The organism is Mitsuaria sp. BK041, assembly GCF_014193085.1.
In the GTDB taxonomy this organism is placed as follows: Bacteria; Pseudomonadota; Gammaproteobacteria; order Burkholderiales; family Burkholderiaceae_C; genus Roseateles.
Map to the genome: position 1 here is coordinate 998,423 of NZ_JACHYT010000001.1, position 18,481 is coordinate 1,016,903.

Annotated in this window: 20 protein-coding genes; 6 read left to right on the forward strand and 14 right to left on the reverse strand. The window is 69.4% G+C overall.

Annotated features, from left to right (window positions below):
* Positions 1–3: 3 nt before the first annotated feature.
* The 11 genes from flgL to flgB form a co-directional block, all read right to left on the reverse strand.
* Positions 4–1,251, reverse strand: a complete 1,248-nt coding sequence (flgL, locus tag FHT38_RS04330) for a flagellar hook-associated protein FlgL (RefSeq protein WP_091722479.1) — start codon at positions 1,249–1,251, stop codon at positions 4–6.
* A gap of 35 nt (positions 1,252–1,286) precedes the next feature.
* Positions 1,287–3,263, reverse strand: a complete 1,977-nt coding sequence (flgK, locus tag FHT38_RS04335) for a flagellar hook-associated protein FlgK (RefSeq protein WP_183490220.1) — start codon at positions 3,261–3,263, stop codon at positions 1,287–1,289.
* Between the two features lie 38 nt (positions 3,264–3,301).
* Complete coding sequence (gene flgJ, locus FHT38_RS04340; RefSeq protein ID WP_183490223.1) at positions 3,302–4,201, reverse strand: flagellar assembly peptidoglycan hydrolase FlgJ; 900 nt, start codon at positions 4,199–4,201, stop codon at positions 3,302–3,304.
* A gap of 1 nt (position 4,202) precedes the next feature.
* On the reverse strand, positions 4,203–5,351 hold the full coding sequence (locus FHT38_RS04345) for a flagellar basal body P-ring protein FlgI (RefSeq protein WP_091722491.1): 1,149 nt from the start codon (positions 5,349–5,351) through the stop codon (positions 4,203–4,205).
* Between the two features lie 46 nt (positions 5,352–5,397).
* Positions 5,398–6,093 (reverse strand): flagellar basal body L-ring protein FlgH, encoded by a 696-nt coding sequence (locus FHT38_RS04350; protein WP_183490226.1) that lies wholly within the window; start codon positions 6,091–6,093, stop codon positions 5,398–5,400.
* 94 nt (positions 6,094–6,187) lie between these two features.
* Positions 6,188–6,970 (reverse strand): flagellar basal-body rod protein FlgG, encoded by a 783-nt coding sequence (flgG, locus tag FHT38_RS04355; RefSeq protein WP_183490229.1) that lies wholly within the window; start codon positions 6,968–6,970, stop codon positions 6,188–6,190.
* Positions 6,971–7,021: 51 nt separating this feature from the next.
* Complete coding sequence (gene flgF, locus FHT38_RS04360) at positions 7,022–7,750, reverse strand: flagellar basal-body rod protein FlgF (protein WP_091722504.1); 729 nt, start codon at positions 7,748–7,750, stop codon at positions 7,022–7,024.
* 43 nt (positions 7,751–7,793) lie between these two features.
* Positions 7,794–9,197: a flagellar hook protein FlgE gene (gene flgE / locus FHT38_RS04365; protein ID WP_091722507.1), complete on the reverse strand. Its 1,404-nt coding sequence runs from the start codon at positions 9,195–9,197 to the stop codon at positions 7,794–7,796.
* An 87-nt stretch (positions 9,198–9,284) separates the two neighbouring features.
* Positions 9,285–9,944 carry a flagellar hook assembly protein FlgD gene (locus FHT38_RS04370; protein WP_183490232.1) on the reverse strand — a complete coding sequence of 220 codons (660 nt, stop codon included), beginning with the start codon at positions 9,942–9,944 and terminating at the stop codon, positions 9,285–9,287.
* Between the two features lie 49 nt (positions 9,945–9,993).
* Positions 9,994–10,410: a flagellar basal body rod protein FlgC gene (flgC, locus tag FHT38_RS04375; RefSeq protein ID WP_091722515.1), complete on the reverse strand. Its 417-nt coding sequence runs from the start codon at positions 10,408–10,410 to the stop codon at positions 9,994–9,996.
* Between the two features lie 22 nt (positions 10,411–10,432).
* Positions 10,433–10,819, reverse strand: coding sequence for a flagellar basal body rod protein FlgB (gene flgB, locus FHT38_RS04380; RefSeq protein ID WP_091722518.1), 387 nt, complete (start codon positions 10,817–10,819; stop codon positions 10,433–10,435).
* 164 nt (positions 10,820–10,983) lie between these two features.
* Between flgB and flgA the strand changes: the two genes are divergently transcribed.
* The 3 genes from flgA to FHT38_RS04395 all read left to right on the forward strand — a co-directional run bounded on the left by flgA (position 10,984) and on the right by FHT38_RS04395 (position 12,733).
* A complete protein-coding gene (gene flgA, locus FHT38_RS04385; RefSeq protein WP_183490235.1) occupies positions 10,984–11,841 on the forward strand; it encodes a flagellar basal body P-ring formation chaperone FlgA in 858 nt (285 codons plus the stop codon).
* Positions 11,842–11,961: 120 nt separating this feature from the next.
* On the forward strand, positions 11,962–12,282 hold the full coding sequence (gene flgM, locus FHT38_RS04390) for a flagellar biosynthesis anti-sigma factor FlgM (RefSeq protein ID WP_091722525.1): 321 nt from the start codon (positions 11,962–11,964) through the stop codon (positions 12,280–12,282).
* Positions 12,283–12,343: 61 nt separating this feature from the next.
* A complete protein-coding gene (locus FHT38_RS04395) occupies positions 12,344–12,733 on the forward strand; it encodes a hypothetical protein (protein WP_091722530.1) in 390 nt (129 codons plus the stop codon).
* A gap of 337 nt (positions 12,734–13,070) precedes the next feature.
* On the opposite strand, the gene FHT38_RS04400 is transcribed toward FHT38_RS04395, so the two are convergent.
* The 3 genes from FHT38_RS04400 to FHT38_RS04410 are packed head-to-tail and all read right to left on the reverse strand — an operon-like array spanning position 13,071 to position 16,139.
* Entirely contained in the window at positions 13,071–13,511 is a 441-nt protein-coding gene (locus FHT38_RS04400; protein ID WP_091722534.1) for a DUF1841 family protein, read from the reverse strand.
* A gap of 25 nt (positions 13,512–13,536) precedes the next feature.
* Positions 13,537–15,519, reverse strand: a complete 1,983-nt coding sequence (kefC, locus tag FHT38_RS04405) for a glutathione-regulated potassium-efflux system protein KefC (protein ID WP_254783201.1) — start codon at positions 15,517–15,519, stop codon at positions 13,537–13,539.
* On the reverse strand, positions 15,519–16,139 hold the full coding sequence (locus FHT38_RS04410; protein ID WP_255488599.1) for an NAD(P)H-dependent oxidoreductase: 621 nt from the start codon (positions 16,137–16,139) through the stop codon (positions 15,519–15,521). The genes kefC and FHT38_RS04410 overlap by 1 nt, the downstream gene beginning before the upstream one ends.
* 61 nt (positions 16,140–16,200) lie before the next feature.
* Here FHT38_RS04410 and FHT38_RS04415 point away from each other — a divergent pair, with 61 nt between their 5' ends.
* The 3 genes from FHT38_RS04415 to FHT38_RS04425 all read left to right on the forward strand — a co-directional run bounded on the left by FHT38_RS04415 (position 16,201) and on the right by FHT38_RS04425 (position 18,434).
* Positions 16,201–16,863 (forward strand): ParA family protein, encoded by a 663-nt coding sequence (locus FHT38_RS04415; RefSeq protein WP_183490237.1) that lies wholly within the window; start codon positions 16,201–16,203, stop codon positions 16,861–16,863.
* Positions 16,864–16,933: 70 nt separating this feature from the next.
* On the forward strand, positions 16,934–17,386 hold the full coding sequence (locus tag FHT38_RS04420) for a MaoC family dehydratase (protein WP_183490239.1): 453 nt from the start codon (positions 16,934–16,936) through the stop codon (positions 17,384–17,386).
* A 304-nt stretch (positions 17,387–17,690) separates the two neighbouring features.
* Positions 17,691–18,434, forward strand: a complete 744-nt coding sequence (locus FHT38_RS04425; protein ID WP_091722549.1) for a response regulator transcription factor — start codon at positions 17,691–17,693, stop codon at positions 18,432–18,434.
* The last annotated feature ends 47 nt before the right edge of the window (positions 18,435–18,481 follow it).

Genomic DNA, 18,481 nt, shown 5'->3' on the forward strand with positions numbered 1-18,481 from the left:
GCATCAGGAGTTGATGTACTGGAACAGCGACATGCGCTGCACCATCGAGTAGGTTTTCAGCGCCGCATCGTAGCCCGTCTGCTGGTTCTGGAAGTCGGAAATGCCCTGGGTCATGTCCAGGTCCTCTGCGGCAGATTGCTCAGCCTGGTTGTAAACCTTGAGCGTCTGCAGCCGCGATTCGGAACCGTCCAGGTTGTTCATCTGCTCGCCGACCTGGCTGCGCACGTTGGCCAGGTTGCCCATGACCGCATCCACGTCGCGCAGGTTCATCAGGTTGCTCTGCGTGATCTCGGGCGCGGTGCGGCCGGTGGTCTTGAGCGACTCGATGGTGCGGTCCAGCACCTCGAAGAGCTTGAGGTCGGCCGTCGACGGCTTGACGCTGAAGCTGTCGCCGTCGGACGGCGTGCCCGCGACCGTCATCGCCATGCCGTCGAACTTGATGGTGTTGCCGCCGCTGTAGTTGTCGCTGGCCACCGGCACGTGGCCCTGGCTCTCGTTGAAGACGGTGTAGGTCTGCGAGGGCGCGGTGCCGCTGATGACGATGCTGTAGCTGTCGCCGGTGACCAGCGCCGGGTCGGTGACGCGGCCCGAGTCGATGTAGCCGGTGGACGCCTTGCCGGTCAGCACGTTGGGCGCGGGGCCGGTCTCGAAGCTGCCGTTGCCGCTGCGCGCCTGCTCCCAGGCGGCGCGGCCGTCCACGCTCAGCGGATAGTTCTCGAGGTTGCCGGTGGTGACGCTGCCCGAGATGCCCTCGAAGCCGACGCCGCCGCCGATGCGCGCGCCGTTGGCATCGCGCTGGACCGGGTTGTCCAGGAAGGGCACGCCGGAGGTGCCCTGGCCCGAGAACAGGTAGCCGCCCGCGCCGTCGGTGCGGTTGGCGATGGCCAGCAGCTGGTCGCGCAGACCCTGGATCTTGGTCGCCAGGCCCTTGCGCTCGGGGTCGCTGTAGCTGGCGTTGCCGGCGGCGACCAGCGTCTCGCGGATCTGCTGCATCAGCTCGTTGGCGTCGCCCAGCGCGCTCTCGGCCAGCGTCATGCTGTTGCGGCTGGCCTCCAGCGCGCGCTGGCTGGCGTCGACCTGCCCGATCGAGGTGCGCGCGCGCTCGGCCCGCGCCGCGCCGGTGGGGTCGTCGCTGGCCTTCTCGACGCGCTTGCCGCTGGTCAGGCGCTGCTGCGCCTCCTGCATCTCCTGCTGGCGGCGCTGCAGCGTCGCGATGCTGGCGTCGAACATGTTGTTGGTGGCGAGTCGCATGGCGGCGTCCTTCTGGAAACGGGTCGTGCGCCGCGTCAGCGGCCGACGACGCTCAGCAATTGGTCGAACAGGCTCTGCGCGGCCTGCAGCATCTTGGCGGCGGCCTGGTAGCCCTGCTGGAACTGCATCAGCTTGGCGGCTTCCTCGTCGAGGTTGACGCCGGCCTGGCTGGAACGGGTCTGCTCCGCCGCGGAGGCCACCGTGGTGGAGACCTGCGCCAGGTAGTCCGCGCCCTGCACCCGCGAGCCGATGTCGGCGATCGCCGACGCATAGGCCTCGTTGACGGTCTGGCCGCGCGAGAGCTTGCCGTCGGCCTGCAGCTGCTTGCCCAGGAAGGGCTCGCTCTGCATCGCGACGAAGGCCTTGGCGTTGCCGTTGTTGGTCGAGACCACCTGATCGGAGACCTGCAGCGCGATCTTGTCGCCCTCGCGCGGCACGCCGTTCAGGCTCAGCTCGAAGCCCAGGTCGACGCCCGCCGCCGGATCGTTGCCGATCTTGCCGCCGGCCTTCCAGGTGCCGCTGACCGAGGTGTTGTCCGACAGCGTGATCGTGTAGTTGATGCTGTTGTCGGCGTTGACGCTGCCGAACTGCACGGTCGCCGGCTGCTTGCTCTTGTCGAACTTGTCGTTGACCGCGTAGAGCGCGTCGACGGTGGCGGTGCCCCTGTTGTTGACGTCGGTGGTGGCGATGATCGGCGAGGCCGCAGCCAGGCCCGACGGATCGTCGAGCGAGCGCTTGAAGCTGGCCGCCGCGTTGGCCACCGGCTCCAGCAGGAAGCTGTCGCCCGGCTGCATCGTGCCGCTGGTCGACAGGCTGATGCCGTAGGCCGCCTTGATCTGGTCGTTGCTCATGATCGTGGGCTGGCCGCCGGGGCGCACCGCGATCTGGTAGCTGTCGGGCGTGCCGGTCGGGTCCGGCGTGACGGTGAACGAGAGCGCCGGCACCAGCGCGCCGTCGGTGACGGTGGCGCTGACGGTGGCGTCGCCGCGGTTGGTCGACGCCGGCCGCACCGCCGGATCGGCGATGGTGAACAGCGGTCCGCCGGCCTGCGCCTTCAGGTCCAGGCCCAGGCTCTGCTGCTCGTTGACGCGGGTGGCGACCGCGGTCGCCATCTGGCCCAGCAGGTTGCGGGCGTCCTGCAGGTGGGTGTTCTGGTAACGCAGCAGCGCCGTCAGCGAGCCGCCGGTCAGCGTGCTGTCGTCCAGCGCGCGGGTGCCGCTGGTGTCGCTGATGGACAGCTGCGCGCGCGCGCCGTCGTAGGGGTCGGGCGTGACCGAGAGCTGCTGCGCCTGGCCGCCCAGCACCAGCACCTGGCCGCCGCCGATGAACACGCCCATCGTGCCGTCGCGGGCATTGGGCACGGTGCTGACCTGCACGTACTGGCTGAGCTGCGAGATCAGCTGGTCGCGCTTGTCCAGCAGGTCGTTGGGCGTGTGGCTGTTGCCGGAGGCGCGCGCGATCTGGTCGTTGGCCGCGGCGATCTGCTTGGCCAGCTCGTTGACCTGCTTGACGTCGGCGTTCATGTCGCTGACGACGCCGGCCTGCAGGTCGGCCAGCTGCTGGCCGGCGCTCTGGAAACGGGAGGCCAGCGCCTGCGCCTTGCCCAGCACGACCTGGCGGGCCGAGGGGTCGGACGGGCGGCTGGCCACGTCGACCAGCGCGTTCAGGAAATCATTGGCCGCCTGCCCCAGGCCGTCCGCGCCGGTGGGGAAGAGCTTCTCCAGCTGCCCGAGCTGCGCCTGCATGGTCGTGTCGGCGAAGGCCTGCGACTTGGCGGCCGCCGCCTCGCGGGTCAGGAACTCGTTGTGCGAGCGGGTGACCGTCTGCACGTTCACGCCCTTGCCGAAGTAGCCCGCGCCGGTGAACTGGCCCTCGGGCGTGGTCAGCACCACTTCCTGGCGCGAGTAGCCGGCGGTGTTCGCGTTGGCGATGTTCTGGCCGATGGTCTGCAACGCCGCCTGGTTGGCGAACATCGCGCGCATGCCCAGCGACAGCAGCGGGGAGGTACTCATCTCGGGCTCCTCGTTCCTTCGTCCTCAGCGGCGCGCGATCAGGCCAGCGCGCGCTGCACGCGCATCGTGGTGTTGATGGTGCGCGCCAGCTTGGTCGCGTACTCGGGGTCGGTGGCGTAGCCGGCCTTCTGCAGGCCCTTGGCGAAGCCCTCGGCGCTGCCGGTGTTGGCCTTGGCCACGACATCGCGGTAGCGGTCGTTGTTGCCGATCAGGCGGGCATAGTCCTTGAAGGCCTCTTCATAGCTGCCGTAGGCGCGGAACTTGGCCGTCACCTTCATCGGCTTGCCGTCGACGTACTCGGTGGTCTGCACCTCGGCGACCTTGCCGGTCCAGTTGGCGCCGGCCTTGATGCCGAAGACGTTGAAGCTGCTCGAGCCGTCCTTGTTCAGGATCTCGCGCTTGCCCCAGCCGGACTCGTGCGCCGCCTGCGCGATCATGAAGCTCGCCGGGATGCCGGTGGACGCCTGCGCGGCCTTGGCGGCGCCGTCGTGCTTGAGGATGAAGTCCTGCACATGCGGCTGCACGTTCTTGACCGCCAGCTGCGGCAGCTGCTGGACCTTGGTCGCGCCCTTGGCCGTGGGCAGCTCGCCGTCCTTGACGCCGAGCTGGCGCTGCAGGTGGCGCTCGATCGCCTGCGACAGGCCGCCGGGCAGACCGGTCATCTTGGCGGCGTACTGCTGGTCCAGCATCTCGCCGCCCATCTGGGTCGCCGAGTTGTCCATCATGCCGCTGCTCATCGTGGCCTGGCGCATGCTCTTCATGACCTCCTGCATGAAGAGGGCCTCGAACTGGCGCGCGGTCTCCTTGACCGCGGCCTTGGGGTCGCGCGACGCGGTGGACTTGAGCTGCTCGACGGAGCGGGTGTCCGAGGACAGCCCGTTGGTGGCGAAGTTCGCGCCCATGCCCAGGGCGTTGCTCAGCGGGGTGGAGAGCGCCATGTCAGATCACCTCCAGCTCGGCGTTCAGCGCGCCGGCCGTCTTCATCGCCTGGAGGATCGCCAGCAGGTCCTGCGGCGTGGCGCCCAGCGTGTTCAGCGCCTTCACGACGTCGTTCAGCCGCGCGCCCGCGGGCAGCTGGATCAGCGAGCCGGGGTCCTGCTTGATGGAGATGTCGGTCTTTTGCGTGACCGTGGTCTGGCCGCCCGAGAGCGCATTGGGCTGGCTGACCTGCGGCGTGCTGGAGATGGTCACCGCCAGGTTGCCGTGCGCGACCGCGCAGGGCTGCAGCGTGACCGCCTGGTTCATGACGACCGAGCCGGTGCGGGCGTTGATCACGATGCGCGCGGCCGGGGTCTCCTGGTCGAAGCTCAGGTTCTCCATGTCGGCCAGGAAGGCGACGCGGGCGTCCGGCGTCAGCGGCGCGCGCACCTTGACGACGCGGCCGTCCAGCGCCATCGCCGTGCCTTCGCCCTTGGCCTTGTTGATGGCCTTGGCGACGGCGCGCGCGGTGCCGAAGTCGGAGCTGTTCAGGTCCAGCTGCAGCCATTCGTTCTGCTGCAGCGGCGTGGGCACGCTGCGCTCGACCAGCGCGCCGCCGGGGATGCGGCCGGCGCTCAGGTGGTTGATCTGGACCTTGGAGCCGCCCGCCGAGGCGCCGGCGCCGCCCACGATCAGGTTGCCCTGGGCGATCGCGTAGACCTGGCCGTCGGCGCCGCGCAGCGGCGTGGCGATCAGCGTGCCGCCGCGCAGGCTCTTGGCATTGCCCATGGACGACACGACGACGTCCAGCGGCTGGCCGGGCTGGGCGAACGGGGGAAGCTGGGTGGTGATCATCACCGCCGCGACGTTGCGCGGCTGCATGGTCACGCCGGGCGGCAGCAGCACGCCGAACTGCTGCAGCATCGCCGTCATGCTCTGGCCGGTGAAGGGGGCCTGGGTGGTCTGGTCGCCGGTGCCGTCCAGGCCCACCACCAGGCCGTAGCCGGTCAGCGGGTTGGAGCGCACGCCCTGGACCGCGGCGACCTCCTTGATGCGCGTCGCCTCGGCGGGCGTCGCGATCGCGAGCAGCGCCATCAGCGCGAGCAGGCCGGAGGCCAGCAGGCGGGGGGAGCGGGACAGGAAGCGGGGGAAGGCGGTGGTGGGGTACATCTCGGTCACACGGTAGCCAGACTCGTGTGACCGATTGTGGGGAAACTTAAATGGGCGAAAGGTTCAAGAAGAAGCGGGATAGCCAGCCAATTCCATGCGCGTCGGCCACGGCGCCGCGGCCGCGCTGCTCGACCCGGACATTGGCGATCGCGGTCGAGGCGACCGTGTTCCCCTGGCGGATCGACTGCGGGTCGACCTGGCCGTAGAAGCGCAGCACGTCCACGTTGCTGTTGACCCCGACCTGCTTCTCGCCCGAGATCAGCAGATGGCCGTTGGGCAGCACGCCGGTGACGACGGCGGTGATGGTGCCGGAGAAGTCGTTGGTGTTCTCGTTCGTGCCCTTGCCGGTGCTCTTGTTGGACGAGGAGCCGGTCAGCTCCGCCCGGCCGCCGCCGAAGGAATTGGCCGCGATGCCGGGGATGGCGCTGACGCTGGCGCCGATGGCGCCGTTCTTGTCCAGTTCGCTGCTCGACTTCTGCGTGGCGCTGACGCGCTCGACGATCTGCACGGTGACGATGTCGCCGACCAGGCGGGCGCGGTGATCCTCGAACAGCGGGCGGTAGTTGGCGTTCTGGTAGATCGCGCCGTTGTTGGCCGAGGCCGGAATCGGCTCGGGCATCTTCACCACCGGCGCGGGCTGCATGTCCACGCGCGGCTGCGGATACATCGTGCCGCAGGCGGTGAGGGCGAGCGCCGCGGCGGCCACCAGGCTCAATCGGATCGAGGACAGGAACGAAGGCATGACAACTCCTTGAATCGCGCACGGGAAGGCGGACCTTCGCATCGTCGCCCGGGCGCTCACCGCCCGGTCCGTCGAAGAAGGGCCCTGCGGCCGGTCAGATCTGCGACAGCTTCTGGAGCATCTGGTCGGTGGTCTGGATCGCCTTGGAATTCATCTCGTAGGCGCGCTGGGTCTGGATCATCTGCACCAGTTCCTCGACCACGTTCACGTTCGAGGTCTCGACGAAACCCTGCTGCACCGTGCCCAGGCTGTTCTGGCCCGGGGCGCCGGTCTGCGGCGTGCCCGAGGCGACGGTCTCGGCGTACAGGTTGCCGCCCAGCGATTCCAGCCCCGGCGGGTTGATGAAGTTGGCCAGCTGCAGCTGGCCCAGCGTTGTCGGCGTGGCGCTGGCCGCGGTGGTGACGCTGACCGTGCCGTCGGCGCCGATCGAGATCGACTTGGCGTCGGCCGGCACGATGATGCCGGGCAGCACCGTGTTGCCGTTGTTGGTGACGATCTGGCCGTTGGGATCGAGCTGGAAGCTGCCGTCCCGGGTGTAGGCGGTGGTGCCGTCGGGCATCTGCACCTGGAAGAAGCCGTTGCCCTTGACCGCCACGTCCAGCGAGTTGGACGTCTGCGTCAGGCTGCCCTGCGAGTGGCTGCGCGAGGTCGCCACCGCGCGGGCGCCCAGGCCGACCTGCATGCCGGTGGGCAGCGTGGTCTGCTCGGTGTTGTTGGCGCCGGGCTGGCGCAGCGTCTGGTACATCAGGTCCTCGAAGACGGCGTGCGACTTCTTGTAGCCATTGGTCGAGACGTTGGCCAGGTTGTGGGAAATGACGTCCAGCTGGGTCTGCTGGGCTTCCATGCCGGTCTTGGCGGTCCAGAGCGAACGAAGCATCGGGGACTCCTGATTCCTGTGCGGGGCGGGCGGATCCGTTCAGCGAACGGGTCAGCTGTCGGACAGCAGCTTGGACGCTGCCTGGCCGTGGGTCTGGGCGATCGAGAGCATCTTCATCTGCTGCTCGAACTGGCGGGCGGCGGCGATCATGCCGACCATGGTCTCGACCGGGCTCACGTTGGAGCCCTCGAGCGCGCCCGACTGCAGCCGGGCATTGGGATCGGCGGGCAGCGGGTCGCCGCCGTCGGCGATGAACAGTCCGTCGTCGCGGCGGGTGAAGCGCCCGTCCTCGGTGACCAGCTTGATGCGGCCGATGTTGACCGGCCGCTGGCCGTCGGACTTGGCCACCACGGTGCCGTCATCGCCGATGGAGATCGTCGAGTTGGGCGGCACGGTGATCGGGCCGCCGTCGCCCAGCACCTGCAGGCCGTTGCGCAGGCGCAGCACGCCATCCTGGTCCACGTCCATCGAGCCGGCGCGGGTGTAGGCCTCGGTGCCGTCCAGCGCCTGCACCGCCATCCAGGAGCGGCCCTTCATCGCGACGTCCAGGTTGCGGTCGGTCGTGGTGATCGGGCCGGCGCTCAGGTCGTGACCGGTGGTGGTCTCCAGCGCGAAGGCGCGGGTGGAGGCGCCGTCGCCGCGGATGGGCACCGCGCGGAACGCCTGCAGCTCGGCCCGGAAGCCGTTGCTGTTGGCGTTGGCGAGGTTGTTGGAGAGCACGTCCTGGCGCGACATCGCCGCCTGGGCGCCGCTCATCGACAGGTAGATCATGCGGTCCATCGGAACTCCTCAGCGATCGGCGGTGGGGTCGGGCGCGCCGGGATCAGCGCAGGTTGACCAGCGTCTGCAGGACCTGGTCCTGCGTCTTGATGGTCTGCGAGTTGGCCTGGTAGACGCGCTGGGCGGTCATCATGTTCACCAGCTCGGAGGTCAGGTCGACGTTGGATTCCTCCAGCGCGCCGGGGGTCAGCGAGCCCAGGTTGCCGTCGCCCGGCACGCCCACGACTGGGTCGCCCGACGAATTGGTGCGCGCCCAGACGTTGCCGCCCAGCGGCTGCAGGCCCTGCGGGTTGCGGAAGTTGGCCAGTTCGACCTGGCCGGCCGGCTTGGATTCACCGTTCGAGTAGCGGGCGGTGACGATGCCGTTGTCTTCCAGCTTGATGCCGACCAGCTGGCCCGGCGCGTAGCCGTCCTGGGTCAGGTCGGTGACCGCGAAGTTGGAGCCGTTCTCGGTGGCCGAGCGCAGGTCGAAGCTGATGCCCTGCACCGACGGGTCGGACGGGTCGGCCGGCGGCGCCGGGATCGGCAGCGTCGGGGCGCCCTGGGCGTTCACGCCGGCGGGGATCTTCAGGTTGAGGAACTCGCTCGGGCCGGGCGAGACCGGCTTGCCGCCGGTGGGCAGGAAGGTCATCTGCGTGAACGGCGTCAGCGGATTGCCGCCGGGCTGGCCGTTGTCGGTGTCGATCGGGTTGCCCTGGGCGTCGTACTGGATCGCGCTGCCGTTGGCGGTCAGGTAGACGTTCCAGACGGTGTTGCCGTTGGCGTCGGCGTTGTTGGCGCGCTGGAAGTACATCGTCAGCGCGGTCGGCTGGCCCTTGGCGTCGTACACCGTCATCGAGGTGGCGTTGTTGTACGTCGTCGGGTCGTTCAGCGTGATGCCGGTCTTGTCGATCTTGGGCGAGTTTGGGTCGGCCGGGTCGGTCAGGTCGTAGGCGGCGGTCGGGCCGGCGCGGGAGTCCAGGTTGAACTCCATCTTGATGTCGCTGGTCACCTTGGGGTCGATGCCGCCGGTGGGCAGCTTCAGGCCCTGCGCCAGGCCCGGCTGGATCACGCCGTTGGCGTCGGCGGGATACCCCATCAGCTTGAGCTGGTCGTTGTTGACGATGTTGCCTTCCTTGTCGACCTTGAACTGGCCGTTGCGGGTGTACACCGTCGGGCTCTTGCCGTCGGACACCTGGAAGAAGCCGGCGCCGTTGATCGCCAGGTCCATCGGGTTCTCGGTGATCGAGATGTTGCCCTGCGTGAACTGCTGGGCCACCGTCTGGAGCTGCACGCCGATGCCCACGTCGCTGGTGCCGGCGCCGTTGAGCGAGGCGGCGTACATGTCGGCGAACTCGGCCCGCGACGACTTGGCGCCGTAGGTCTGCGAGTTGGCGATGTTGTTGCCGATGACTTCCAGGTTCTTGCTGGAAGCGTTCAGTCCGGAGAGGCCTTGTTGGAAGCTCATGGGGGTGTCCTTGGGCGATTCAGGCGGGTGATGCGGTAACGCGGGTGACGCGGGTGTGCGGGAAGGGCGGGCCGGGGGATGCTGGGATCAGCCCAGCGCGCGGACCTTGTCGTAGTCGACCAGGCCGGAATTCTTCAGTTCGAGCTGCAGGGTGGAGCCGCTCGTGTTGACGGCGCGCACCGTGTCGCGCATCAGGGTGGTGGCGGTGACGGCGGTGCCGCCGCTGCTGGCGGTGACGCGGTAGCTCAGGCCGGTGGTCTCGGCGGCCTTGGACGCGTCCCAGGTGTAGGACTGCATGCCGCTCTTCATCTTGCCCAGGTCCTGGGTCGAGATCACCGCGCCGGCGCCGTTGAGCACCTCCAGCTTGACGCTGTCGGCGGCGCTGCCCAGGTCGAAGCTCAGCGTGGCCTTGCCGTCGGCGACGGTGACCTTGTCGCCGGGCACGGTGACCTCGCGGCCGACCAGGCTGACGCTCTGCAGCGCCTGCATCTGGCCGAACTGGCTGGCCAGGCCCTGGATGCTCGAGTTCAGCGTGCTGACGCCGGTGACGGTCTGGATCTGCGCCATCTGCGTGGTGACGGCGGCGTTGTCCATCGGGTTCATCGGATCCTGGTTCTGCAACTGGGCGACCAGCAGCTTCAGGAAGCGGTCCGAGGTTTCCTGCGCGCTGGTGCCGGTGGGGCTGCTGGCGCCCGTGTTCGACGCGGCGCCGGTCTTGGTGTTGGCGTTCAGGGCGGTGAAGTCCATGGGAGGCTTTCCGTGCGGGAGGTCAGGCGGGGCTCAGGCCGGCGGGCGCTCAGCCCTGGCCCATCTGCAGGGTCTTGAGCAGCAGCGACTTGGCGGTGCCCATGACCTCGAGGTTGTTCTGGTACGAGCGCGAGGCCGAGATCATGTTGACCATCTCCTCGACGCTGTTGACGTTGCTGTAGGTGACGTAGCCGTCGGCGTCGGCCAGCTGGTGGCTGGGATCGTGGACGCGGCGGCCGGGGGTCTGGTTCTCCTGGACGCCCACCACCTGCACGCCGACGTCGGTCTGGTCCATGCCGTTCTGGGCCAGCACGCTCTGGAAGACGACCTGGCGTGCCTTGTACGCCTGGCCGTCCGGACCGGCGACGGTGTCGGCATTGGCCATGTTGCTGGCCACCGCGTTCAGGCGCTGGCTCTGCGCGCTGACGGCGCTGCCGCTGATGTGGAAGATGTTGAACATCGACATGACGATCTCCTGTCCTGCGCGATCAGGCGGCGTTCGGCGACTTCATCGCGTCCAGCATCGTGCGGATGCTGCCGTTGAGGAAGCGCAGCGACGCTTCGTACTTGACGGTGTTGTCGGCGAAGCTGGCGCGCTCGCGGTCCATGTCGACGGTGTTGCTGTCCATGCTGGTCATGGCGCTCAAACTGCTCTGCAGCGCGTTCTGGGTGCGCTGGGTCAAGGTCTGGTTGGAGTTCGCGGTCGTGGCGGGGGAGGTGGCCTCGCGCAGCGCCTTGGCGAAATCCATGTCCTTGGACTGGTAGCCCGGGGTGTCGGCGTTGGCGATGTTGCTGGCGAGCAGGCGCTGACGCTCCGCCCGCAGGGTCAGCGCCTGGGCCTGGAAGTTCATCGCATCGGACAGTCGGTTCAGCATGGTCATCTCCTTCGGGACGGGTCGGGTGGCGTCGGGACGCGGCCCCGGTTTGTCACGTTCGGGCATTGTGGGCAGCGGGTCGGAAAACATGAGCGCGATAAGACGGGTGATCCCGGCCCATTTCGAAGCCACCGGCGCGCCCCGGATCCGTACAGTTCCGTCCCATGCCGCAACCCTGCACCTCCTCTCACGCCCGCCACGCGCAGGCGCTGCCCGCCCTGCTGGCGGGGGCGCTGATGTCCGTGTGGCTGATGTTCGGACTGGTGGACGAGGCGGACGCCCAGACGCCGGGCGCGCCGCGCCTGCAGCTGACGATGGCGCCGCAGGGCGGCGCCGCGGCGCAGGCCGCTGTGTCCAATGGCTCCAATGGCGAACCTTCCGCGCTGGGCGCGCTCGACGCGACGCTGGAGGACCGCCTGCAGACCCTGGCCATGGCCGGCGCCCGCCAGGTCGCGCCCAACCAGGCCCGGGTCGAGGTGGAACTCGGCCGGCTGGACCCGCGCCTGCGCCTGGCGCCGTGCGCGCAGATCCAGCCCTATTTGCCGCCGGGCACCCGGATGTGGGGGCGCACCCGCCTGGGCCTGCGCTGCCTGGCCGGGGTCACCAAGTGGAATGTGACGCTGCCGCTGACCATCAAGGTCTACGGCCAGGCCTTCGTCGCTGCCGCCGACCTGCCGGCCGGGACCCTGCTGACTCAAGAACAGCTGCGGCTGGCCGAAGTCGACATTGCCGGCGAAGCTGGCGCCATCTATACACAAGCGGAAGGCTGGCTCGGTCGCCAGCTGGCCCGGCCGGTCGCGGCCGGCGAGGCGCTGCGGTCGGCCGACCTCAAACTGCGCCAATGGGTGCAGCCGGGCGACCGGGTGCAGGTCATGGCGACCGGCAACGGCTACGCGGTCGCGGGCGAAGGCCAGGCGATGGGCGTGGGCCTGGAAGGCCAGGATGTCCGTGTACGCTTCGACAATGGCCGCATGGTCACCGCGCGTACCGTGGGTGAACGCAAGGTGGAGGTGGTACTGTGACGCCCTTCACCGAGCGATCTGTCGATTTTGTGAAGCTCGCCCCTCAAGTTCCGCCCAGACGGGTCGAAATACCCGGTACTGGAAGGGGTCCGGAAGTCCTCGGGCCCATGGAGATTTGCCATGAAGATCGGTAACAACGCTGACCTGAACGCCTACTCGAAAGTGGGCGGGACCACCACCGGGACTCCCGAGGCCGGTGCGGCCAAGGCTGGAAAGGCCGGAACGGCCGCGTCCGGCGAGGGGTCCAAGGTCGAGCTGTCGAGCGCCGCGAGCAGCCTGATCGCGGGCGCCCCCGACGACGGCAGCTTCGACGCGGAAAAGGTCGCACGCATTGCCAGCGCGATCGAGAAGGGCGAGTTCAAAATCAACGCCGATGCGATCGCCGACAAGCTGATCGCCAACGCGGCCGAGATGCTGGGCCGCACGCAGCCTTCGCACTGATTCGCTCAATCGTAAAAAGCTGAGCTGAAGCGACCAAAGACCAAGCTTTTCCGGTGATGCCATGACCGCCACGCCTTTGAACTCGACCCCCGTCGACCTGGAGCAGCCGCTGCAGGACGTCGAAAGCTGCCTCAACCTGCTGGGCGAGGCGCTGCATCGACGTGACTCCCAGGCGATCGAGTTGCACGCGGCGTCGCTGCATGCGGCCCTGGCTCGCGCCATCGAACAGTTCAGCGCCGCCGCTCGAACCGGCACGGTGCCGGCAGGCCTGCGGACCCGCTTGATGCAGGCAGGCGGCCGCGTCGCCGCCCAGCGCGAGTCGCTGGCCCGCGCCACCGCGGCGCTGGACCGCGCCATCGACGTGCTGATGCCCGGGGAACCGAGCGGGCTGTACGGCGCGTCCGGGAAGAACGAGCGCAAGTCGGCCTTGGGTGGGGCGATCCAGGCCTGAATTTCAGAGCTTCGGATGAAGAAGGCCACGCGGATGCGTGGCCTTTTTGCGTTTGGAAGCGCCGGTGGCGTTTGGGGAGCGCCCGTGGCGTCCGGGCCACCGCTGGTGACGGCGGCCTCCCACCTGTGTCGGGCGGGCGACCGCCCACCTGCGGCTAGCGGGCGACCGCCCACCTGCATCGACCGGGGCGTTGGCCGCCGAGGCATGGGGCCCCCGCGGCAAGCGCGGAAACCCCACGCCTCACCGTCCCCAACCATCACCGTCCTTCGACCACCGGGGACGGTGGACTGCGGGGGAGTTCTGGGAGCGGGCGGGGCGGGGGCGGGGCGGCGTGGAGTCAGGTCGGCGTGCGGGTGGCCTTGCGGCGCAGGCAGTCCAGGTAGGCGTGGCCGTCCGGGGGAAGGCCGCTGCGCTGCGAACTCCAGATCATCTCGCCCAGACATTCCATCGCTTCGTGATGCGCTTCGTGCAGGGACTGGCGGCGCGCCGCCAGCAGGTCCAGCGCCTGGCGCACCCCCGTCGGCTGGTCGATCTGGTGCTGCTCGATCAGGCTCAGGTGCATGGACAGGTGCAGGAAGGGATTCGTGCGGCCGTCCTCGACCGTGTAGACCGCCGCCAGCGCGGCATCCTCGTCCGCCAGTTCGTCGTGGTACTCGGGATGCTGGGCGATCCAGTCGGAGGCGATGGCCTCCATGGGCGTGAGCGGCAGGCCGTCGCGCTGCTTGCGGTAGGCCTGGCAGAAGAAGCGCCGGACCTCGAGTTGGGAAGGGGCAAACATAAGAGCGCGATTCTCGCCGCAGGCCTCAGGCCTTGCCCGGCTGGGGCTGATCGGGAGCGCCGGCCGGCACCGGCGCCGTGCCCGGCGCCAGGTGCGGCTCCTGCCACGGGTTGCGGCCCTTGCCCTCGGCCAGCGCCTTGCGCTCGGCCGCCAGGCGCTCCTCCAGCTGCTCGCGGCCGCGCTTGGACATCGCGATCAGCGTGTCCAGGTCGCCACGGTGGGGGCGCATCGCCTCGGTCTGCTCGACGGAGTGGCGCCGGAAGCGCCAGGCCATCTGCCGCGCCGCGTGCGGTTCCCAACCGAGCTGCTGCAGCACGCTGCGCCCGCTCATGAGCGCGGAGTCCAGCGTCTCGCGCTCGATCAGCTCGACGCCCAGTTCGCGCAGCGCGTAGTAGTGCTGGACGTTGCGCGCCCGCGCCACGATGGTCAGGTGCGGGAAGTGCTGCCGCGCGATCTCGGCGATCTTGACGCTGTGATTGAAGTCGTCGACCGCCAGCACCAGCACGTGCGCGCGCTCGGCGCCGGCGATGCGCAGCAGCTCCAGCCGCGTGGCGTCGCCCCAGAAGACGCGCCAGCCGAAGCGCCGCAGCGATTCGACGGTGTCGGCATCATGGTCGAGCACGGTCGCCGAGATGCCGTTGGCGAAGAGCATCCGACCCACGATCTGCCCGTAGCGACCGAAGCCCGCGATGATGACCTGCGAGTCCTGCGGCTCGGTGAGCTCGTGCGGCGACTTGCGCTCGACCTGCCCGGCCCGCCGCTGCGCCCAGGCCAGCAGCGCCGGGGTGAGCGCCAGCGAGAGCGCCACCGCCGCCACCAGCACCGAGCGCTGCGCCGCGTCCAGCAGCGTGGCCTGCTCGGCGAGCTGGAAGACGACGAAGCCGAATTCGCCCCCCTGCGCCAGCAGGATGACGAAGACCGCGCGCTCCGGCTTGGGCAGGCCCATCGCCCGGCCGAGCACCGTCAGCACCAGGCCCTTGCACAGCCACAGCGCGGCCAGCAGGCCCAGCACCGCCAGCGGCTTGTGCCACAGCACCGTCAGGTCCAGGCCCATGCCGACCGCGATGAAGAACATGCCCAGCAGCAGGCCCTTGAAGGGCTCCAGGTCGGCCTCGAGGGCGCGGCGGTACTCGCTTTCGGCCAGCAGCACGCCGGCGGCGAAGGCGCCCAGCGCCATCGACAGCCCGGCCTTCTGCATCAGCATCGCCGCCGCCAGCACCAGCAGCAGCGAGGCGGCGGTGAAGATCTCCGGCGTGCCGCTGCGCGCGATCCAGCGCAGCAGCGGCCGCAGCAGCAGCCGGCCGCCGAGCACGATCAGCACCAGCGCGCCCAGCGCCAGCCAGATCCTGCCGCCCGAGTGGCCGCCGGCGGGCCGGCCCTGGCTGGCCAGGATGGGCACCAGCGCCAGCACCGGGATCGCGGCGATGTCCTGCAGCAGCGCCACGCTGATGACGCTCTGCCCGGCGCGGGTATTGCCCAGGTTCTTCTCGCTGAGCGTGGCCAGCGCCACCGCTGTGGACGACATCGCCAGGCCCAGCGCCGCGATCACGGCGGCATGCCAGTCGGCATCGAGGAAGAAGGAAGGAATCAGCAGCAGCGCCGCGCAGCCCAGCATCTGCGCCGAGCCCCAGCCGAAGATCGGCCGGCGCATCGCCCACAGCCGCTTGGGCTCCAGCTCCAGGCCGACCAGGAACATCATCAGCACGACGCCGAACTCGCCGATCTCCAGGACCGTGGCGGGCTGGCTGATCAGCCCGAGCACCTGCGGCCCGAGCAGCACGCCGGCGACGAGGTAACCCAGGATCGAGCCCAGTTTCAGGCCGCGCGCCAGCGGCACCGCGAGCACCGCGGCGCTCAGCAGCACCAGCGGCGTGAGCAGCCAGTTGCCGTGCGCGCCGTGGGCCGCCGCGTCGGTGGTGCTCACGGCGGAGGTCACGGCGGCAGAAGCGGCGGCGGAAGCGGCGCCCATCGCGGCGGAGGCCGCGGCCATCGGGGAAGCGATGTCCATCAGACCGGCGCTCCTTCCTCGCGCACCGGGCGCTCGTCGTCGGGCACCGCCTCCTGGGCGGGCTCGGGCTGGCGCTCGCACCACTCGGGCAGCGCGCGCAGGCCGTCGACGAAGGCCTGGACATGGGCCTGGACCTGCTCCGCGCTGGCCTTCTGCGCGCCGTGCAGCACCAGCGGCGGCAGGAAGCGCATGCCGCACAGCGCGGCCGTCTGGGCGTAGGGCAGCAGGAAGTCGCCGACCGGATGGCGGTTGTAGCCGTCGGCGCTGTAGGAATGCGCGCTGCCGCCGGCCGAGGTCACCAGCCACAGGTCCTTGCCGTGCAGCGCGTGGCCGGTCTGGCCGTAGGCGAAACCGACGCTCAGCACCTCGTCCACCCACAGCTTCATCAGCGCCGGCATGCCGTACCAGTGCAGCGGATGCAGCCAGACCAGCAGCTCGGCGTCGCGCAGCGCCTCCTGCTCGGCGGGGGTGTCGATCGCGTAATCGGGATAGAGCGCGTAGAGATCGCGCACGCGGACGTTGGACAGGCCCTGGGCCGCGGACAGCATCGCCCGCGTGACGCGGGAATGGGCGAGGTCCGGGTGCGCGGCCAGGAGGAGGATGGACGGAGGGGCGCTCATGGCGGCGGATTTTGCGGTATCGCATAACATCCCGCGCACCTCATCGAGGAGAGGAGAGGCCATGCCGGTGATCCTGGTCGCCAACCCCAAGGGCGGCGTTGGCAAGAGCACGCTCGCGAGCAACCTCGCGGGCTTCCTGGCCCATCGCGGCCATGCGGTCATGCTGGGCGACATCGACCGGCAGCAATCCTCGGCCCGCTGGCTGGCGCAGCGACCCGCCGCGCTGCCGGCGATCCGCGGCTGGGAACTGGCGTCCGCCGAGCAACTGCGCACCCCCAAGGGGGTGTCGCACGCGGTGCTCGACACCCCCGCCGGACTCCACGGGAAGAAGCTGGCGCAGGCGCTGAAGGTGGCCGACCGGGTGCTCGTGCCGCTGCAACCCAGCCTGTTTGACATCCAGGCGACATACGACTTCGTCCGTGAACTGCAAGATGCGGCCCGGGATCGCGACGGCCCGGCCGGCAGGCCCGACATCGCCCTGGTGGCGATGCGGGTGCGCGAGGGGACGCTGTCGCAGCAGCAACTGCATCAGTTCATCGAGCAGCTCCGGCTGCCGCTGCTGGCCGAGCTGCGCGACACCCAGAACTACGTGCAGCTGGCCGCCCGCGGCTTGACGCTCTGGGACATCGCCCCCGGCCGCGTCGCCCGCGATCTGGCGCAGTGGGAAGGCCTGTGCGCCTGGCTGGAGCGGCCGGTCAAGAACGGGAAGGACGGCAAGGACTGACGCCGGCGTCCGTCCCGCTCCCGCCGGCGCCGACCCCATCGGAATCACGTCGGAACGAGAGGAGACCGGGATGCGGATGTTCGAGAAGCTGGAAGACCTGGCGCCCCTGGTGGGGCAGGAGATCGGCGTGTCCGACTGGATCGCGGTGGATCAGCCCCGCATCCAGGCCTTCGCCGATGCGACCGAGGACCAGCAATGGATCCACACCGACCCGGCCCGCGCGGCCGCCGGCCCCTTCGGCACCACCATCGCGCATGGTTTCCTGACGCTCAGCCTGCTGCCGCGCTTCTATGAGACCGCCTTTCGGGTGATGGAGGTCCGGATGGGCATCAACTACGGCCTGGACCGGGTGCGCTTCCCGGCGCCGGTGCCGGTGGACAGCCGGCTGCGCGGGCGTTTCGTGCTCAAGCGGCTGGAGCTCATCGAGGGCGGGGTGCAGATGATGGTCGAGGTCACCGTCGAGCGCGAGGCCGGCGGCAAGCCGGTCTGCATCGCCGAATCGCTGACCCGGCAGTACCGCTGACGCGCACGGCCTGCGCCCGCGGACCACGGGCGCCCATCGCCCCGGCGTGGCATTTCGATCATTTCCGAAGCGCGTTTTTTCGGCTGTCACACTCGATGCGGTGCAGTCACGGCCGGACACCCAGCCGGGCGAATACAGATTCTTTGGTTTGCCTATAGAACTTTCTATTGGTAGCGATGCCACCGTAAGGGGGAGTGCCGGTGGCTAAGGGCACGCCTATGATCGCGCCCTAGTTCAAAAGTCATTCGGGACGGCGGGCCAGGAAGCCTGTCGCCGCAGTCCGACCATCCAAGGAGACACGCCCGTGAGGGTTCTGCTGATCGACGATCACCCGCTGATCCTGGCCGCGCTCCAGACTGTGATTCAAGGTCTGGGCGAAGACGTTCAGGTGCTGGGCGCCGACAGCGCGGCTCAAGCCCGCGACACGCTCAAGGCGCGCCAGGACTTCGACCTGGTGCTGCTGGACCTGAACCTGGGCGATGCCAGCGGCTTCGACGTGCTGGAGGAGTTCCGCTCCCAGTACCCGGCGCTGCCCGTGGTGGTGATTTCCGCCTCCGACCGCGCCAGCGACGTGATCCGCGCGATCGACCAGGGCGCGATGGGCTTCATCCCCAAACGCACCGGCAACGACGTGCTGGCCCAGGCGCTGAAGCTGGTGATGTCGGGCGGTATCTACGTGCCGCCGATGTCGCTGGGCTCGGACAGCGCGCCGGAGCCGGAACCGGTGGCCGTCGCCGAGAGCGCGGCGCACGGCAACTCGAGGCTGCACCAGGTCCAGGCGCTGGCCAGCCAGGCCGGTTACCAGACCACCGCGGGCCTCGAAAGCCTGCAGCTGACGCCGCGCCAGACCGACGTGCTGGCGCTGCTGCTCCAGGGCAAGCCGAACAAGATCATCGCGCGCGAATTGGGCGTGTCGGTGGAGACGATCAAGGACCACGTCGCCGCGGTGCTGAAGGCGCTGGGCGTCAGCTCTCGCACGCAGGCCGTGCTGGCGGTGGGCCAGATGGTGCAGCGCCAGCCCAACGCGGCGTTCACCACCTTCCGCTGAACGCGGCACGACCGCCTCCTCCGCAACGCCGGGCTTGTCCCGGCGTT

Coding starts and splice junctions, on each gene's coding strand:
- flgE (WP_091722507.1), bottom strand. CDS start 9,197: ATGAGCTTCCAACAAGGCCTCTCCGGACTGAACGCTTCCAGCAAGAAC.
- flgF (WP_091722504.1), bottom strand. CDS start 7,750: ATGGACCGCATGATCTACCTGTCGATGAGCGGCGCCCAGGCGGCGATG.
- FHT38_RS04395 (WP_091722530.1), top strand. CDS start 12,344: ATGACCGCCACGCCTTTGAACTCGACCCCCGTCGACCTGGAGCAGCCG.
- flgK (WP_183490220.1), bottom strand. CDS start 3,263: ATGAGTACCTCCCCGCTGCTGTCGCTGGGCATGCGCGCGATGTTCGCC.
- FHT38_RS04410 (WP_255488599.1), bottom strand. CDS start 16,139: ATGAGCGCCCCTCCGTCCATCCTCCTCCTGGCCGCGCACCCGGACCTC.
- flgG (WP_183490229.1), bottom strand. CDS start 6,970: ATGCTTCGTTCGCTCTGGACCGCCAAGACCGGCATGGAAGCCCAGCAG.
- FHT38_RS04420 (WP_183490239.1), top strand. CDS start 16,934: ATGCGGATGTTCGAGAAGCTGGAAGACCTGGCGCCCCTGGTGGGGCAG.
- flgB (WP_091722518.1), bottom strand. CDS start 10,819: ATGCTGAACCGACTGTCCGATGCGATGAACTTCCAGGCCCAGGCGCTG.
- FHT38_RS04345 (WP_091722491.1), bottom strand. CDS start 5,351: ATGTACCCCACCACCGCCTTCCCCCGCTTCCTGTCCCGCTCCCCCCGC.
- FHT38_RS04370 (WP_183490232.1), bottom strand. CDS start 9,944: ATGGACTTCACCGCCCTGAACGCCAACACCAAGACCGGCGCCGCGTCG.
- FHT38_RS04350 (WP_183490226.1), bottom strand. CDS start 6,093: ATGCCTTCGTTCCTGTCCTCGATCCGATTGAGCCTGGTGGCCGCCGCG.
- kefC (WP_254783201.1), bottom strand. CDS start 15,519: ATGGACATCGCTTCCCCGATGGCCGCGGCCTCCGCCGCGATGGGCGCC.
- flgC (WP_091722515.1), bottom strand. CDS start 10,410: ATGTCGATGTTCAACATCTTCCACATCAGCGGCAGCGCCGTCAGCGCG.
- FHT38_RS04400 (WP_091722534.1), bottom strand. CDS start 13,511: ATGTTTGCCCCTTCCCAACTCGAGGTCCGGCGCTTCTTCTGCCAGGCC.
- flgJ (WP_183490223.1), bottom strand. CDS start 4,201: ATGGCGCTCTCCACCCCGCTGAGCAACGCCCTGGGCATGGGCGCGAAC.
- flgM (WP_091722525.1), top strand. CDS start 11,962: ATGAAGATCGGTAACAACGCTGACCTGAACGCCTACTCGAAAGTGGGC.
- flgL (WP_091722479.1), bottom strand. CDS start 1,251: ATGCGACTCGCCACCAACAACATGTTCGACGCCAGCATCGCGACGCTG.
- FHT38_RS04415 (WP_183490237.1), top strand. CDS start 16,201: ATGCCGGTGATCCTGGTCGCCAACCCCAAGGGCGGCGTTGGCAAGAGC.
- flgA (WP_183490235.1), top strand. CDS start 10,984: ATGCCGCAACCCTGCACCTCCTCTCACGCCCGCCACGCGCAGGCGCTG.